Raw genomic sequence first — 17,379 nt, 5'->3', positions numbered from 1 at the left:
TTTTATAATTATATGAGTATATGAGCCAGTTATACCTGTCCAGTTTAAACACCTTTTCCTTTTAAATAATTGTCTTCATCTTCCCTTGCAGCAATATGTGCTTCTAAAAGGTCTATATTATAATAATCCGCAATTCTGATAATCTGTCCAAAAACATCAGCTAATTCATTGCCAATCTTAATGAGATTTTCCTCCGGATTTTCAGCAGGAAAACAATAATAATTTTCCTGCAGCATTACACATTTGGACAGTTCTCCGACCTGTTTTGAAAGTTCCATCATACCGCCTTCCACACCCCAGGGTTTTCCCTCGATCTTGGCAAATCTTCTCACTATATTCCTGTACATATCAAGTGTTTCACTAAATTCCATACATAACCTCCCAATATCTATTATTATTAAGCCTTTTGCGAAACTAAATAATTGTTTGAATATGTGAGTTTCGCAATTGTCTATCTAAGATTATTTTGATACAATATTATACACCATTTTTTACCAATATTCAACCTGCCTGCAGAGCAGATAAGAATAAAACTTCCGCCGAAACTTTTAATAGTATGAATGGAGCTGCCGCTATCGCAGCAACTCCTATTGTTAGCTTTGGTATTTATCCTGTTTAATTGAAATTCCCTACAATATCAACACCATTACCAATAAAGGTATTGTTATTCTGTGAAATGACAACAGTAGTAACATTTTGTAAACCTATTCCATTGTTTGCTATCGTAGCGCCGGTAACAACCGTATTCGTTGGATAATTGTTGTTCTTGCCGGTCTCACCAAAGCGTATGCCAACCGGAGCATCCGAGTAAGTTCCGCCGGATACGGTCACATCGGTAAGCGTACCATTGTTGGCATCGTCGTCACGGCCTTTTATTACAGCAGCAGCACCGTTTACAGGATCACCGTTTCCGCTGTTTGTTACCGTATTGTTAATCAGGTTGACATTCTGGTAATTACCATTTTTCAGATTGATATCAATACCTGCTGCAAAACTCCCGGCCGTACCACTATTATTAATGGTATTGTTTGTTAGAAAAGCATTATTTAATGCTTCATAATACATTCCTTTTGAACTGTTGTTATTAAATTGGGAATTTGTTATATTAATGTTATTAAAGGTTGCCGTACCTGAAAACACCTCAATTCCATAAACATTTCCATCCAATATGCTGTCTTGGATCGTTACATCTGAAACCTGACCGTAAGTCGGAATTCGGAAACCTGCAACCATATTATTAGAAAAATTAGAGCCTATTATAATAAGATCATGCATAATTGGGAATGAGGGATCTACATTCATACTAAAACCGTTATTCGTATTGTTCAATAATGCTACATTGGACAGAGTAATATAACTTGGCTGATTACTTCCAATCGTTGAAATACCTTGTGAAGAACCGGTGACCTGCAGATTTGATATCACCAGCCGCTCTGCCTGATTTAAACCTCCGGCTGAAATGGCTATACCGACTCCGGAAACCGGATTAATAATTGTCCCACCAGGACCGCTTCCGGAACCATTTAAAACAATCCGCTTGTTAATAGTAACATTTTCAGGATAATTACCAGGTCCTACCTGAATAATATCACCTGGATTAGCAGCATTTATCGCCATTTGAATCGTACCATAGAAAGTATCCTGGGTTTGATTGTAAACTGAATTACTGCCAATAGCAATAACTGTAAAGGATATACTTGGCCCGTCAATATTTTGTGGGCTCACGGTTATAACAGCTGAGCCGGGTCCATTAATTGAAATAATGCCTGTATTGGGATCTACAACAAAGTCCGGATTATTTGAGCTAAAGGTCAGTGCTACATTATTCGGATTAAATAGATTATCGTTAGCATTCAAGGTACCGCCAGGGGTTCCGGAAATAATTGGCTCAATAATGCCGACAATTGATATTCTTTCGTCAAGCCTGGATGCCGTAGTGGTTAAAACTTTTGTCTGTCCGGGACTTACTTCTGCCGATTTTTCATCCACCCAGATACTGCTGCCGTTCAGGATCTGAAGTACGGCAAGTCCATTAGTAAACCCGTTGTTTTCTACACTGAAAGTACCCAGTATTCTCTGGTTTATCAAAAGCGTGTTTGACTCGTATATCGTGTAATTCCCGGATTGCGTTACATCATTAATCATATCGCTGGTACAGTTGCAGGTCTCCTGGTAAGTCACACTAAGAAATGGATATAAGCTGCTATCTGAAAAGTTCGTACTGTAAGCTCCGATTAATGAATAGGTATTTTCCGGTCCAACTATGGTGATACCGTAATTGGTTGCAGGATTTGTATACCATTGTTGGGCAAGTTGAGTTATATCGATACTATAAAAAGTATTTACATCTGCGTCCGTAACAACCGCAGTAATTCCTGTGGGTGTGGTGGCAGGAGCATTTATAAACGTTACCGTATTCTGGTCGAAATCACTTTGGTTTAGAAGTATACTTAATATTTCCGGACCAGGTACGTCTTTTCTGAAGATATAAAGGTTTAATGTCGCTTCAGTGATGCTGCTGCCCTGAGGAATGGCTGACAGATCAAATTTTATCAACGTCCTGTAATTATCTCCCGGGGCTACATATACACCCATATATAAATAAGGATAACTGCCAAAGACAGTTGTAGGGTAACCCGAAGCAATAAAAGTATCATCACTTGGAAGTATCATTGATACTGGCATGAAAATTCCACCTTTACTATAAATTATATTATCTTTCATTTATAACGGGTATATTTCCTGGGTTATTAATTTATTATACTTGTAATACACCCCTCTTTAACACTTCCATAATTATTTATTTAGAAACTGATTTCGGTACCGTCCTGCTATAATCTCCCCATTAAGGTATATCAATTATCAAAAACTACATATATTTATCTATTAAGAGATCAGTCCCATTATATATCATTAATAAATAATTATATAGATATAATATACATTATATCGACAAAATGTGACATATTTTTAAAAGGTAGTATTTCGTGTGCTTATTTCTGATCTGCATTAGCTAATTCCCGACCGATTTGATCGTAAACTGAAAATGCATCTAAAACGTTTAATTGCTCTGTTGAATGATTTCCTTTAGCTCCGGCAGTGACCAGTATATAATCCTTACCCTCTATATTTGCCAAACTCGCCAGACATAGACCTGCTTCACTTGTATATCCCGTCTTACCCCCCAGTATCTCACCGCCATACACCTCTTTATAATCCATGGCTTTAAACATTGTACTAACAAAGGTAAAACCCTCAGGATGTTTATTGGTTGATGATACAGTATACCTGCTGCTGGTAAATATACTACGGAATACATCATTTTTTAGTGCATAATTTAAAAGCAATGCCATATCTTTTACTGTTGTATAATGATCTTCATTATGCAGACCGGTGGAATTACTAAAATGTGTATTATCCATTCCCAGCTCTTCTGCTTTTATATTCATAAGGTCAGCAAATTCTGTTTCAGAACCGGAGACCTTAAAAGCAATCGTCAGGCAGCACTCTGCTCCTGATGGAAGTAAAATACCATAGATCAGATCTTTTGCCGCAGCTACTTCTCCCGGTTCAAAACCTGCTACCGAAGCATCTTCGGCATACAAATCCTGATATATATCCGATGGAATTTCTAATTTTTCATTTATATCCGTTATATTCTCAATTGCCAGGATTGCAGTCATTATTTTTGTCATGGATGCCGGATATATCTTTTTATCAGAATTTTTGTCTGCGATAATACTTCCGTTATCCCGCTCGAATAGAATTGCTTCCGGACTATACAGATTTTCCATATCAAAGCTCAATTTAGAACTCTTGTCAGCAGTTATTTTCTCCTCGTTATTATAATCGGATTCCTTGACAGGTTCTAGTTTGTTATCCTGTTTTTCCAGCTTTTGTGTATCTTCCGTATGGAATCGATTCCTTTTTAAGTTCGTATCAGACTTAACTTCTTCCTGTCCTGAAGCTAAATAGTTCAATTCTTCCCATAAGGCATCCGGCAATTTCTTTAGATTTACTCCTTTATAATCTGTTATAAGTAATGTCATTAAAATAACCAGAGACAACATACCCAATAAGAGAATGCAATATAATTTAGCAATTAAGATCTTCCTTCTCCTTCTTTTTCTCTTATTATCGTTATAATAATTCATACTTGTCCCTCCATAAAGAAATTTAAACCTTTCGGGGAAGTACTTGATTCCCTGATCGGTATTTGCAGGACTAAAACTATTTATTTACCGGTAAGGTTACTGTAAAAGTTGTAGTCCCGTTTTCACTCTCAGCATAAATACTGCCGCCATGTAATGTAACAATTTCTTTCGCAATGGCAAGTCCCAAACCTGCACCTCCGGTGTTAGTTACCCGGGCATCATCCAAACGAAAGAATTTTTCAAAAATGGAATTTAATTTTTCCTTGGGGATGGTTTTCCCGGAATTTTGAAATGTTATTATTATTCTATCTTCCTGTAATTTAGCAGTAATATGAATTACAGTATTATCCAGGCTGTAGGTAATGGCATTTTTCAGAATATTATTAAAAACTCTTGCTAATTTTTCAGAATCACCATAGAGAACAATGTTTTCCTCTGCATAAATTACTGCTTTTTTCCCATACGGCTCTAACAACGGATAAAATTCGTCCGTTAGTTGAATTAGCATATAATACAAATCGATATCTTCTTTTTCTAAGACAATATTCTGTAGATTATATCTGGTTATTTCGAAAAATTCATTGATAAGTTTTTCCAGGCGATTGGCCTTATCTAATGTTATCTTTACATATTTTGCTTTCTGCTTTGCAGGCATATCGGGAGCTTCCTCCAATAAACTCAGGTACCCTATCACCGAAGTCAGCGGAGTTTTAATATCATGGGCTAAATACACCACTAAATCATTTTTTCTTTGTTCTGCTAGTTTAGCATCCTGTTCTCTTTGTTTTAAAATATATTTGCATTCGTTTAAACGCACCTGTAAAAAACTCATTTCAGGAGATAAGATAATATCCTTATCCGCCTTATCCATTAGATCATCCAGTCCTTGGCTGATTTCATCAAAATAACGTGTCATAAACGAGATAAAAACCCGCATCATTACCCAAAATCCAATAATCCCAACCAGCGCAATAATTAAAACTTTATTATTTCGCAGGGTGTATTGATAAATTGTAATGGCATCTTCATAATCTAAAAAATAGTTTCGCTGAAGAAAAGCTACAACTGCATTGCCAAATTTACCGGTTATTAAAGATATAATTACAGAAATACCAATACCGGTCCCGATTGCTATAAGGAATATTCGGAGTGACAACTTTTGTTCAAACTTGGTATAATCATTTTTGAGTTTCTTTTTATTTATCAATTTTATAACCCACCCCCCATATTGTTTTAATATACTTTGGATTATCTACGGAATCGTTCATTTTTTCCCGTAAATGCCGTATATGAACGGTTATTGTATTATTACTTTTACTGTAATATTCGTCTTTCCAAATCTCATGGAATAATTCTTCGGCACTGACTACATTACCCTGTTTCTGGCTGAGAATTTTAAGTATGGAAAATTCGGTTGGCGTTAAGGATAATGGTTTCTCGTTTAAAGTACATTCGTGGGTTTCAATATTAATAACCAGCCCGGATAATTCAATAATGTTATCTTCCTGTTCCATCCCGCCGTTATATCTTAAGTATCTTCTAAGCTGCGCTTTCACTCTTGCCACCAGCTCTAACGGGCGGAAAGGTTTTGTAATATAATCATCAGCTCCAATCGTAAGTCCTGTTATTTTATCAATTTCTTCATCTTTGGCCGTAAGCATAATAACCGGATAATTATATTTATCTCTTATCTTCTGACAGATTGTAAAACCGCTGATACTGGGAAGCATAACATCTAAAATTGCCAGATCAACTTTATTTTTATCAAGAAAATCCAATGCATCTCTCCCGGAGTAAAATTTATAAACCGTATAATTCTCACTTTTTAGATATAGCTCAACCAAATCAGCAATTTCTTTTTCATCATCAACCACCAGAATCGTTCCATTCATAATAACACCTCTTTCCTACATCTTTGCCTATATTTTAACAGATATAACAGACGGTCTTCTTAGGATATTGTTGATAAAATATTAAGATTTTCCTAAGATTAATTACTGTCTGCTTATATGAATGAATTTCATTATAAAAATTGTAATATCTTAAAATATGTAGTATGATTGCTAATAGCGTTCAAGTGAAAGAGAAGAAATTAATGTGTATTTTTTCTTTCGACTAAAAAGTTTATACCTGCGTAACCCTTAATACCACCATAAGAACCGCAGGAACGGAGTGTAATATGGACAAAAGAAGTTTATTACTGAAAGAACTTGCAATGGGACGCTGTAATAATTTTGATTTTCTCAGATTTATTGCAGCAATACTCGTTATCGTCTCCCATTCTTTTCCGCTGACATACGGAGATAATAAAAAAGAACTATTATATATTTTTACCCATGGTCAGCTGACCTTTGGAAATTTGGCAGTTAAAGTCTTTTTTATAATAAGTGGTTTTCTAATCGCCGGCAGTTGGGATAATTCACATAATATATTTATCTTTATAAAAGCCAGGGTTTTAAGAATTTTTCCCGGGATTATTACAGCGGTAACCTTAAGCACTTTCCTGTTAGGCGCCTTATTTACTACATATCCCATAGAGGAATACTTTCACAATGAAAACACCTACCGCTATTTAGCCTCTATTACCTTGTACCATATGTTATATAATCTGCCGGGAGTTTTTCAGGATAATATTTATCCAAGTGCGGTTAATGGTTCTTTATGGACTTTAAAGCATGAATTTAACTGCTATCTGATAACCGGTGTATTAGGATTATTTAACTTACTGAAAAAGCAATTTATGCTGCCTTTATTTCTTATTACTTTTATTTCATACGTTATGAAATGGGACTGCCTGGGATTGTCCCATTTAAGTCTTGGACTGGCTGCCTGTTTTTTTGCCGGTACACTGATTTATTGTTTCAAGGATAAAATTAAGATCAATGCCGCTTATTTCAACCTTAGCCTGATAGTATTTCTGTTAACTACACAGTTTCCCGGATTTGAATTAACATCAACTCTATTATTGCCATATATTATCCTGTTTTTAGCCTTTTCACCTAAAATTAAATTAAATCATTTTGCTTCAAAAGGTGATTTATCCTACGGTATTTACATATATGCCTTTCCGATTCAGCAAATCATATCCCATGTATTGGGTGATAGTTTACATTGGTACATAAATTTGATAATCGCTGTTCCCTTTGTACTGCTGTTTTCTTTTCTATCCTGGCATTTCATCGAAAAACCGTTTATGAAATTAAAGAAGTATGAGTTAAAGGGACTTTTTCATTATTTTAGAAATCAATTTCACTCTTTGACACGTGTCCACTAAGAATTATCCTATCAGAAACAAAAATCAGTCAGTTAAATACTAGTTCTGTACTTCTGTAAGGATATTCATTAGTACTACTTAAATAGACTTATACGCTCGAATCTTATTGTTACAGTTCAGCCTATGGCTGAATTGAAACATATGATGCACAGAAATTATGCATTCTGCATAATTTCGCGCATGTATGTCTCGGGTTTTCTGTGACTTTCGCTTCGCTTCACTCACAAAAAACACCTCGCGGTACCATAGGCTGAACTGTAACATCTTATTATACAAAATACGGAGCTTTTATTGTTTTTTTAATAAATAAATGGTATTATGTTATAAGTTGTTATTACGGATATACTATTTGTGATTTTTATCTGCGAAATCGGAGGTGTATGGCAAATGGAATTTATTCATGACTTACTTAATAACCTGGTTGATATTGCCATACTCCTTTTTGAATATATGGGAGTACTGGTTCTGATTATTGCCGGACTACGGGGAATTTATAATTATTTCAGGAAATGTCCACTTACTAGGCTAAACCTGGCAAAAGGAATGGCTATGGGGCTCGAATTTAAATTAGGCAGCGAAATTTTACGAACCGTGATTGTCCGTGATTACAAAGAAATATTAACCGTGGCAGGTATTATTCTGCTTCGGGCGGCTCTTACTTTTTTAATTCATTGGGAAATTAAAAATGAAGAGGCCCATAATGATTTTAATAATATACCGGATAATAATAATCCGGAATAGGATTCAAAACGATTATAGTATTTACACTCCAAATATAATATAGTATCATTATAGCAACAAGGGTGTCTCATAATACTGTTATTCTAACGGAATTCAGGATTTGAGATTACCCTTTACTTAATTTAGAAAGGATGTATGTTATATGATAAAAACAGTATTTTCTATCGACCTTCCGGTTTTAGAAAATATGCACATACTGAAAAACCGAATTGAACCTTTAAACTTAACCGGAAACGAAAAACGCGTCTGTATCGTAACTGGAATTCATGGAGACGAACTGGAAGGTCAATATATATGTTACGAAATTATTCGCAGAATTAATGCCAGCATTCAGCATCTGCATGGTATCATTGATATTTATCCCAGTTTAAACCCACTGGGTATGGATTCCTTAACCCGCGGTATCCCTGCTTTTGATCTGGATTTAAACCGATGCTTTCCAGGGGATAAAGATGGGGATATGTCAGAAAATGCTGCAGCTAAAATAGTCGAGGATATCTTAGGCTCCTACCTGTGTATCGATTTGCATTCCAGCAATATCTCTCTTCGTGAAGTACCACAGGTCAGAATGATTGAAGAAAATGCCTCCATGTTATTACCTTATGCAAAATTATTGAATCTGGATTTTGTATGGGTTCATCCATCCGCCACGGTGCAAAATGCTACTCTGGCACATGCCCTTAACACCAATGGAGTTCCTACCATAGCAGTTGAAATGGGTACCGGAATGCGTATAACCAGGCAATTCGGTGACCAGATTACAGAAGGAATTTTCTGTCTCTTAAAAGAAATCGGAATGTGGGGCGGTGAGGTAATTACTCCCAAAACACCTATTATATCCTCCGAAGGACAAAGGGAAGTTACAATGGTACATGCTGATGTATCCGGTATTTTTCTGCCTGCCGTCGAACATTGGAAAGGTATCAAAAAAGGCGATGTTATTGGTGACATCGTTAATACTTTGACCGGAAATATAGAGCAGCATATTATTGCTCCCTGTGACGGTATGGTTTTTACTCTTAGAGAATATCCGGTGGTTAACAGCGGTTCCTTAATTGTAAGGATTCTGGGAGGTGACTTTTATGATTAAAGATACAATATACAGCATCAAATCCTCTTTTCGGGGAGAGATGAACATCTTGGGATACCGTTTCGGTAAAGGTGAAAAATCAGCTTGTATCGTGGGACCAACCAGAGGAAATGAAGTCCAGCAGCTTTACATCTGTTCTCAACTGATTAAGGCCCTGTCTAGACTTGAGAAAACCGGCGCAATTGTTAATAACAATGAAATTATGGTTATTCCGTCCATTAACCACTATTCCATAAATATAGAAAAACGTTTCTGGGCAATGGATAATACGGATATTAACCGCATGTTTCCCGGTGATGAAGAGGGTGAAACCACAAAAAGGATTGCTGCCGGTGTATTTCGAGCAGTCAAAGGGTACAGCTACGGAATCCAGTTTGCAAGTTTCCATACTCCTGGTGATTTTATTCCCCATGTGCGTATGATGGAAACCGGTTATCACAATACCAGCCTGGCTAATTTATTCGGTCTTCCCTATGTTATGACCAGGAAACCCCAGCCAATAGATACCGGAACATTAAATTATAACTGGCAGTTAAACGGAACGAATGCTTTCTCCGTGTACACCAGCGCAACTGACCGTATTGATGAAAAATCGGCGAAACAGGCTGTATCCTCCGTACTTCGATTTCTTACCCGAATGGGTATTATCAAATATAATTGTCATAATGGTTATATTGCCACTACATTAGAAGAAGAAATTCTAATGCCCATAAGGGCGGATGTATCCGGTATTTACCGCAGGTTTAAAGAACCGGGGGATGAAGTTACCTTTGGTGATCTTCTGGCTGAAGTGGTGGATCCAATAGAGGGCGAAGTTATATCCCAGCTCATAGCTCCCAGTGATGGTATTATCTTTTTTGCCCATGGTAAACCATTAGTAATTGAAAATTGTACAGTTTATAAGTTAATACGAAGGCTGCACGAATAAATAAACAAGCTTGACTTATAGGAAAAAAGGTATAAAATAGATACTATGTGTATGCATGTCTTATATTCATGTTAAGGCACTGAGTAATTTGATTAATGGAGGAAATAAAGTGAAAAAAACAAAACGAATTATGTCACTTCTTCTGGTAATGGTTATTACCGTTGGAATGACATTCATGACAGGATGCAGTAAAAAATCGGATCCTGCAAAGTCTTTAGTAGTAACGGTTGGTGACAACGAAATTTATTTAAATGAAATGATGTATTATATTTTTTATGTAGAATCAACCGGAGCTCAATATGATGCAGCTTATCAGCAATATACCGGTCAAAGCTACTGGGACATGGAAGTTTCTGACGGGGTAACCATGAGAGAACAGGCAAAGACTTACGTCATGGATATGGCTGAAATGTACGAAATTTTATATGATAAGGCTGTAAAAGCAGGTTTAACCCTCACGGATGATGAAAAAACTCAGGCTGGAAACAATGCAGACCAGATTTTAAAAAACATAAGCAAAGATCAATTAAAGCTTACCGGTTTTACAAAAGATACACTTACCAAAATTCAGGAAAAAGTCATAGTTGGCGGCAAGTATTATCAAAAGATAATTGATGATGCCAAACTTGACTATGATGGCATCAAAGCAACCATTAAAAAGGAAGATTACAGACAATACAATACGGAATATTTATTTACTTCAACTAAGAAATTAGATGATAACCAGAAGTCAGTAGACTTAACCGCAGAAGAAAAGGCAGCGGCAAAATCTTCTCTCACAGCTGCTCTTGAAAAAGTAAAATCAGGTGAAGAATTTTCAAAAATCGTTGAGGGAAATGATAAACTTTCAACCAATACTTTAAACTTTACTGCGAATGATACCACTACTGCGGAACAAGCTTACAAAGATGCAGCTATGAAATTAGCAGATGATGCTTATACACAGGATATCGTTGAGACGGATACCGGGTATTATATTATTAAGATGGTTGACAGTAATTCAACCGAAGCCTATGACAAAGCAGTTAATGATGCTACTTCCAAAGCTGAACAGGATGCATTTAACGCTGAATACGATAAGATAAAAAAAGACTATAAAATTACAATTAATACTAAAGTTTGGGATCCGATTGTAATGGGCAAAACTACTCTCATCCCTTCCACTCCTTCTTCTAATACTGTTACCGGTGATACTACATCTACTTCCACAGCAGATGATAACACCACTGCAGACACTTCCACGGAAGAAGCAACAACCGGCGAATAAAATTAATATTGTTAAATTATATAGATAATAGTGTCTATGAAAGGCTGTTCTCAAAATAAATAATTCTCACCAATGTCAGACAAAAAACCTTACATTGGTGAGAATTATTTATTTTGTGGGCCGCCTTTTTTTGTAACGCGTATAAAAATTAATCAAAAACTAAATGGTGAATAGCTTTCTTGATCAGTGAAAAATAAATCCTGTTAAGAATACCGTTAATATTGATGCAAGTGCCACAGTAACCAGGCTTTTCTCCCTATAAGCCAGATAAAATGCGGTTATGGTTCCTGCAATCGCCGAATAGGCATTGTCTGTAGAGTAAAATATCTCAGGAAAGGTAAGTGATCCTAAAACAGCATAGGGAACATATTTTAAAAATGACTTGATGTATACGGATTTTATTTCTTTTCTGAATATTGAAACGGGAATAACCCTGGGTATATATGTCACAAGTGCCATAAATAATACGGCGGTTAAAGCCTTATACATTTATTTATTACCTCCTTAAGTCTTCTTCTACAGGGAATAGAAACGCACCGATTCCGGCACCAGCTGCTGTTGCAATAATAATCCGAAAACCTGGAGATATTGCTTTAAATATTGGGATGTATTTCAATATACACATAATAAATACGGATATCAGAACAATACTAAGTACGGTTTTGGACTTTTTAGCAGGCGGTACAATAATTGCTATAAACATGCCATATAATGCAATTCCCATAGCACTGCTCAAACTCTGCGGCAATTTCGAACAGATAAGGGCACCTATAGCAGTTCCTAATGTCCAGCCGCCTATCGGCCCCAGGATTAATCCTAACAAATATGAAAAGGGTAGCTTCCCCTGTTCCATTGACGCAACAGCAAAAGTTTCATCCGTTATGCCAAAAGCAAATATGAATCTTTGGTAAAGCGGCATTTTATTTTCAATTTTCTGAGATAAGGATAAGGACATTAACATATATCTTATATTTATAACAAAAGTGGTAAGAGTAATCTCCAGATATCCTGCTCCTGCAAGAATTAAGCTGGTTCCTGCAAATTGCCCTGCCGATGTAATATTTGAGGCTGATATAAATATGGCAAGCCAGACTGGCAGCCCGCCTGAAACAGCCATTAAACCAAATGTAAAGGAAACCGGTATATACCCAAGAGCAATCGGAATCCCTTTTTTTAATCCGTAATAAAAACTAGTTTTGTTATCATTCGTAAACATTAAACTTAATCCTCTCCTATATACGTAATAGGGATGTTGCAAATGTCCTGTGAATTTAATTGCAACAGTCCATGCTGAGGTAGATTATAGCATTAGTTTCCATAAAAGGAAACCCTTATTATTATTTTAATAAGATATGGCAATTCGGTTATTTGACAATTATTTTGGCTTCTACTATAATACTAATATATGTAAGTTAGGAAAGGTGCATCTGATTATGAAGATTTTACAAGTCTTACGGCGTTTTTTTTATAATACCAATGTAAAAAAGCAATTAAACTTCATTTATTTTTCTGCACTTTTAATCCCTGTTCTAATTATTGGAATTTTTTTAATAGTGAATACCCGAAGATTATTATTGAATCATTATCAGCAACAGGTGGAAGCTGATAATACCCGTGTAAAATCCGTTATGTTTGATGTGACTACCACTGTATATAACATTTCTGATGAAATCTTTGCGGATAAAAATCTGCAGACTCTCTTAGCCACCCGCTATTCTACCAGACAGGATGCTGCAAAAAACTGCAGTAATTTTACTAAGTTAAATAATTATATCTACAAAAATACGTTTATCTCATCCATTGAACTATATACAACCAATCCGACTATCTCTGAATATGCATCCTTTAAACCGGTCACGAAAGATATTTTAAACAAACCCTGGTATAAACAGGCAAGCAATCGTGCTGATATACTTTGGAAAAGCCTTAATTCCGTAGACTCCTGGAAACATACTTCCCGGGAACTATGTTTAATAAGAAAGATCCCCATTATCACCACGAAGGAATATGCCGTATTGGTTATTAGAATAAGCAATATATATTTAAAGAATAGAATACAAAATAATTCCTTATTCACTGCCGTTACCGTTAATAAAGACCCCGTATTTTACAGTTCAGAACGAAATCTGTCCGGAAATTACCTGAAACTTCCTATTAATTATGAGCGGTCCCTATTTCAATATTCCGGTCAGCTAACTTACGAAAATAAGGAAAGTATAGCAAATATTTCAACTTTGCAGCCCTATGTTTCTAAAGATAAAATCTATATTTCAACTTTAGATTTTAAGGCATTGGACGATACAGCAAACATAATAATTATCTGCAGTGCGATTATTCTCATAGCTGCTATAGTGCCTTTAGTTATAATTACTTTATTTACCAACCAGTTTAGTTCCAGAATTATCACCTTACGCGGGGAAATGTATAAGGCCAGCAATGGCGATTATAACATTATAGATTCTATTCCGGGGGATGATGAATTATCACAGGTCTTTTCAGACTTAAAGGTCATGATTCAAAGCATAACCCAGATGAATACCCGAATGTATGAAGCAAAGCTTCAGGAACAGGTACTTAAAAATCAACAGCAGAAAATGGAATTTAAAATGCTGGCCAGCCAGATTAATCCGCATTTTCTCTACAATACCCTGGAGACCATCCGTATGAAAGCTTTAACGGAAGGGAATCGGGATGTGGCTAATGCGATAAAGCTGCTCGGTAAGTCCATGCACTATGTGTTGGAAAATACCGGAACCTCTTCTACTACTCTGAAAAAGGAATTGGATTATATTTCTACTTATCTGGCAATCCAAAAGCTTCGTTTTAATGACCGCGTAAACTACACCTTAACGGTTCCGGATGATATGGATTTGGAAGAATACCAAATTCTTCCACTACTGCTGCAGCCTATTGTCGAAAATGCCATACTCCATGGATTGGAAGATACTGAGTATAACGGACAGATTTGTATTGATGTAAAAACAAAGGATGATGACTTATTATTAATCAATATTTTTGATAATGGTCTTGGCATGACAGAAGATAAATTAAATTCCTTAAACGACAGTATACAGATTCCTAAAAAGACTGCCGCATCCAGTATCGGCCTTTATAATATCAATCAAAGAATCAAGCTTTTTTATGGTGAAACTTATGGCATGGAAATAAAAAGCAATCGCAAAGAAGGAACTTTAGTATCCCTTACACTTCCTTTACATAATATAATGGAGGAATAATTAATGATGAAAGTATTTTTAGCAGATGATGAGGCGATCATCCGGGAAGGATTAAAATATATAATCAATTGGGAAGAACTAGGATTCACCATTTGCGGTGAAGCAAGTAATGGAGAGGATACCTTAGCTGGTATTCTTGAATTAAATCCCGATTTGGTACTCTTAGATATCCGAATGCCTAAATTACAGGGAACAGAAATTGCAAAGCTGGCAAGGGAACAGCAATTTAAAGGTCATTTTATCATCCTAAGCGGCTATTCCGATTTTAAGTATGCCCAGACGGCAATCCGCTGCGGTGTAGATTTCTACCTGACCAAACCAATTGATGAAGATGAATTATACAATGCCGTAAAAACAGTTAAGGATACCATAGAAAAAGAGAAATTACATACCAATACCATGAAACATTACCGGGAAAAAGCTAAATATACCATACTGCGGGACATTCTTCTTAACACCTGTGACTTTTCAGGTGTTCATCCGGATGAAATAAACCTTTCTGCTTGTGTATACCAGGTTATTATTTATGAAAATTATAACCTGGATTCCTTTGGCCTTACTTATAGCTTTGCGAATATATTAAAAGTAACCAATCAGGGAAACAGCTCATTTGAACATATTAAGTTACATCAGAAAGATGTCATTCTATTAAAGGGACCATTTGCTCTGGAACGCTTCCTTAATGTTCTGAGCCATTATGAGAAAAAACCGCAAAAAGGGTCACCTCTGGATTCTTTGTTTGTAACCTATGGACGTCTTATTCATAAATTAGAAGATATCCATTATTCCTATGAAGATGCTCTAAACTTATTAAACCGGCGTTTTTTCTGTGAACAGGACCAGCATGCCATAGGTTATGAACAGCTTCCAGCTTTTGAAGACCTTGTATATGAGGTCAGCACAGAGGAATCAAAATTATACTCGGATAAATTCTGTGGCTATATCCAGAGCTTTAACCGTAAAATGATTGCGGATACCTTATCTGCTCTTAATAACAATCTCTATTATTCCAGGACGGATCTATCCGGGATAAAGCTGTTTTTGGCAGATATTTATCTACAGATCAAACAGAATATAAATCATATTTATAGCACTGCCGATATCCCGTTTCCAACGAATTCATCCGTTATTGATCTTATTGAAAGTAAGTACTATTTATACGAGATCGTTTTGTTCTTTTCAGAGCAGTTCGAGATGTTAATGAATGCAATAGGCAATTCTTCCAGTGAAAGTATCTTAGATGATATTGTTTATTATATAAATCATAATTACCATGATAATATAAAATTAGAAAACATAGCTCCTCTTTTTGGTTATAACAGTTCCTATTTAGGTAAAATATTTAATAAAAAAATGGGAGAAAGCTTTAATTCTTATATTGACCATATACGTATTAATCATACGATGGAGCTCCTGAAGCAGAAGAACTTAAAAGTATATGAGATAGCAGAACTTGTAGGCTATAAGAATGTAGACTATTTTCACAAGAAATTCAAAAAATATGTAGGGATAAGCCCTGCTGAGTTCCGGAAAAATAATACAAAAATGAACTAACCTTGCAGCTAGTTCATTTTTTAAATGTACTTCTTTATACTCCTGTTATATATTTTTCAGCCAGGTTTTAACTAATGGAATCCAGCTTTGACACTCCTCCTGAACACCATATCCGTTTGGACACGCTGTTTCCTTTGTCGCAAGCCCCAGTCCATGACCTCCCACGGGATATAAATGAAATTCAACAGGAATATTTTTTCTTTTTAATGCCATTACAAAAAGTAAGGAGTTTTCAGCCGGAACACAATCATCCGGGAATGTATGCCAGATAAAGGTCTTAGGTGTATCTTCCGTCACCTGCTTTTCCAGTGACATTCTTTCAGATAGTTCCCCATACCGCTCCCCTAATAGATTTTGAAAGGATTCCCGGTGGGCAAACGGTCCGGATGTAATCACCGGATAATTTAATATTAATCCATTGGGTCTTAACTGCTCCGTATCTGTATGCACTGCTTCTGCCAAAAAAGATTCCTTCCAGAAAACTCCGTAACTCGCTGCTAAATGCCCTCCGGCGGAAGAACCCTGTACAATGATTTTTCCCTTATTAATATGCCATTTCTCTGAATTATTTCTTAAAAGTGAAATAACTGCCGCCAATTCCGTTAAGGCAGTAGGATAAACTGCCGGTGCACAGGAATAACGAAGTATTGCCGCATGATACCCCATTGCCATAAATTGAATAGCCAGTGCCTCCGCTTCCCTGTCCGAGGTCATGGTATATCCGCCTCCCGGACATATAACAATAACAGGTCTGATACCACCTGGATTTATTTCATTTGAATTATCTAAAAAGTAAGTATATAATTTTGTATCCAGGCTGGAACCTTCTACCTGTATATCAAAAACTTCATGAATCACTATATTATCCTCCAATTATCTTTGTAAAAACCAACCATATATTCAGAATCCACTTAACATTACCTGCCTCTATTCTAATAAACAATCTTATTCCTACATTAGATCTTAAAATAATCTCCAGCTTAAATAATTAATTCAAAGGGTACTAATCTTTTGCAGAAATTTATAAAGGCTGTTAGACAACAGCTACACTTCCTTGATAGATAAAACTACTTACAAAAAATTCCTGACATAATAGAATTAAAAAACATAATCCGTTATGTCAGGAAGTAGTTAA

At 36.0% G+C, this 17,379-nt stretch carries 15 protein-coding genes; 7 read left to right on the top strand and 8 right to left on the bottom strand.

Features of this window, described 5'->3' with window-relative positions; genetic code table 11:
* Nucleotides 1-44: 44 nt before the first annotated feature.
* From RBU59_RS25495 to vanR, 5 genes are all read right to left on the bottom strand, one after another.
* Nucleotides 45-371: a MazG-like family protein gene (locus RBU59_RS25495; protein ID WP_308145285.1), complete on the bottom strand. Its 327-nt coding sequence runs from the start codon at nucleotides 369-371 to the stop codon at nucleotides 45-47.
* Nucleotides 372-615: 244 nt separating this feature from the next.
* Nucleotides 616-2,685 carry a DNRLRE domain-containing protein gene (locus RBU59_RS25490; RefSeq protein WP_308145284.1) on the bottom strand — a complete coding sequence of 690 codons (2,070 nt, stop codon included), beginning with the start codon at nucleotides 2,683-2,685 and terminating at the stop codon, nucleotides 616-618.
* 308 nt (nucleotides 2,686-2,993) lie between these two features.
* Nucleotides 2,994-4,154: a D-alanyl-D-alanine carboxypeptidase family protein gene (locus tag RBU59_RS25485; protein ID WP_308145283.1), complete on the bottom strand. Its 1,161-nt coding sequence runs from the start codon at nucleotides 4,152-4,154 to the stop codon at nucleotides 2,994-2,996.
* A 76-nt stretch (nucleotides 4,155-4,230) separates the two neighbouring features.
* Nucleotides 4,231-5,394 (bottom strand): vancomycin resistance histidine kinase VanS, encoded by a 1,164-nt coding sequence (vanS, locus tag RBU59_RS25480; protein WP_308148640.1) that lies wholly within the window; start codon nucleotides 5,392-5,394, stop codon nucleotides 4,231-4,233.
* On the bottom strand, nucleotides 5,351-6,046 hold the full coding sequence (vanR, locus tag RBU59_RS25475) for a VanR-ABDEGLN family response regulator transcription factor (protein ID WP_308145282.1): 696 nt from the start codon (nucleotides 6,044-6,046) through the stop codon (nucleotides 5,351-5,353). Before vanR ends, vanS begins: the two co-directional genes overlap by 44 nt.
* 287 nt (nucleotides 6,047-6,333) lie before the next feature.
* Here vanR and RBU59_RS25470 point away from each other — a divergent pair, with 287 nt between their 5' ends.
* The 5 genes from RBU59_RS25470 (at nucleotide 6,334) to RBU59_RS25450 (ending at nucleotide 11,454) form a co-directional block, all read left to right on the top strand.
* Nucleotides 6,334-7,428 (top strand): acyltransferase family protein, encoded by a 1,095-nt coding sequence (locus RBU59_RS25470; RefSeq protein ID WP_308145281.1) that lies wholly within the window; start codon nucleotides 6,334-6,336, stop codon nucleotides 7,426-7,428.
* 387 nt (nucleotides 7,429-7,815) lie between these two features.
* The gene (locus RBU59_RS25465; RefSeq protein WP_308145280.1) at nucleotides 7,816-8,169 is read left to right on the top strand and encodes a DUF1622 domain-containing protein; all 354 of its coding nucleotides are present in this window, start codon (nucleotides 7,816-7,818) and stop codon (nucleotides 8,167-8,169) included.
* A gap of 142 nt (nucleotides 8,170-8,311) precedes the next feature.
* Nucleotides 8,312-9,259: a M14 family metallopeptidase gene (locus tag RBU59_RS25460; RefSeq protein ID WP_308145279.1), complete on the top strand. Its 948-nt coding sequence runs from the start codon at nucleotides 8,312-8,314 to the stop codon at nucleotides 9,257-9,259.
* Nucleotides 9,252-10,187, top strand: a complete 936-nt coding sequence (locus tag RBU59_RS25455; RefSeq protein ID WP_308145278.1) for a M14 family metallopeptidase — start codon at nucleotides 9,252-9,254, stop codon at nucleotides 10,185-10,187. The genes RBU59_RS25460 and RBU59_RS25455 overlap by 8 nt, the downstream gene beginning before the upstream one ends.
* Before the next feature lie 109 nt (nucleotides 10,188-10,296).
* Nucleotides 10,297-11,454 carry a peptidylprolyl isomerase gene (locus tag RBU59_RS25450; protein WP_308145277.1) on the top strand — a complete coding sequence of 386 codons (1,158 nt, stop codon included), beginning with the start codon at nucleotides 10,297-10,299 and terminating at the stop codon, nucleotides 11,452-11,454.
* Nucleotides 11,455-11,637: 183 nt separating this feature from the next.
* Here the strand turns inward: RBU59_RS25450 and RBU59_RS25445 are convergent, their stop codons facing one another.
* Both RBU59_RS25445 and RBU59_RS25440 read right to left on the bottom strand, forming a co-directional pair.
* Complete coding sequence (locus RBU59_RS25445) at nucleotides 11,638-11,943, bottom strand: AzlD domain-containing protein (protein WP_308145276.1); 306 nt, start codon at nucleotides 11,941-11,943, stop codon at nucleotides 11,638-11,640.
* Between the two features lie 7 nt (nucleotides 11,944-11,950).
* Nucleotides 11,951-12,670: an AzlC family ABC transporter permease gene (locus RBU59_RS25440; RefSeq protein WP_308145275.1), complete on the bottom strand. Its 720-nt coding sequence runs from the start codon at nucleotides 12,668-12,670 to the stop codon at nucleotides 11,951-11,953.
* A 217-nt stretch (nucleotides 12,671-12,887) separates the two neighbouring features.
* Here RBU59_RS25440 and RBU59_RS25435 point away from each other — a divergent pair, with 217 nt between their 5' ends.
* Together RBU59_RS25435 and RBU59_RS25430 are read left to right on the top strand one after the other, a co-directional pair.
* Entirely contained in the window at nucleotides 12,888-14,690 is a 1,803-nt protein-coding gene (locus tag RBU59_RS25435) for a sensor histidine kinase (RefSeq protein WP_308145274.1), read from the top strand.
* 3 nt (nucleotides 14,691-14,693) lie between these two features.
* The gene (locus RBU59_RS25430) at nucleotides 14,694-16,244 is read left to right on the top strand and encodes a response regulator transcription factor (RefSeq protein WP_308145273.1); all 1,551 of its coding nucleotides are present in this window, start codon (nucleotides 14,694-14,696) and stop codon (nucleotides 16,242-16,244) included.
* A 45-nt stretch (nucleotides 16,245-16,289) separates the two neighbouring features.
* On the opposite strand, the gene RBU59_RS25425 is transcribed toward RBU59_RS25430, so the two are convergent.
* Nucleotides 16,290-17,102 carry an alpha/beta hydrolase gene (locus RBU59_RS25425; RefSeq protein ID WP_308145272.1) on the bottom strand — a complete coding sequence of 271 codons (813 nt, stop codon included), beginning with the start codon at nucleotides 17,100-17,102 and terminating at the stop codon, nucleotides 16,290-16,292.
* Between the last annotated feature and the right edge of the window lie 277 nt (nucleotides 17,103-17,379).

The organism is Anaerocolumna sp. MB42-C2, from assembly GCF_030913705.1.
Taxonomy (GTDB): Bacteria; Bacillota; Clostridia; order Lachnospirales; family Lachnospiraceae; genus Anaerocolumna.
This window is presented reverse-complemented; position numbering and strand designations above follow the sequence as displayed.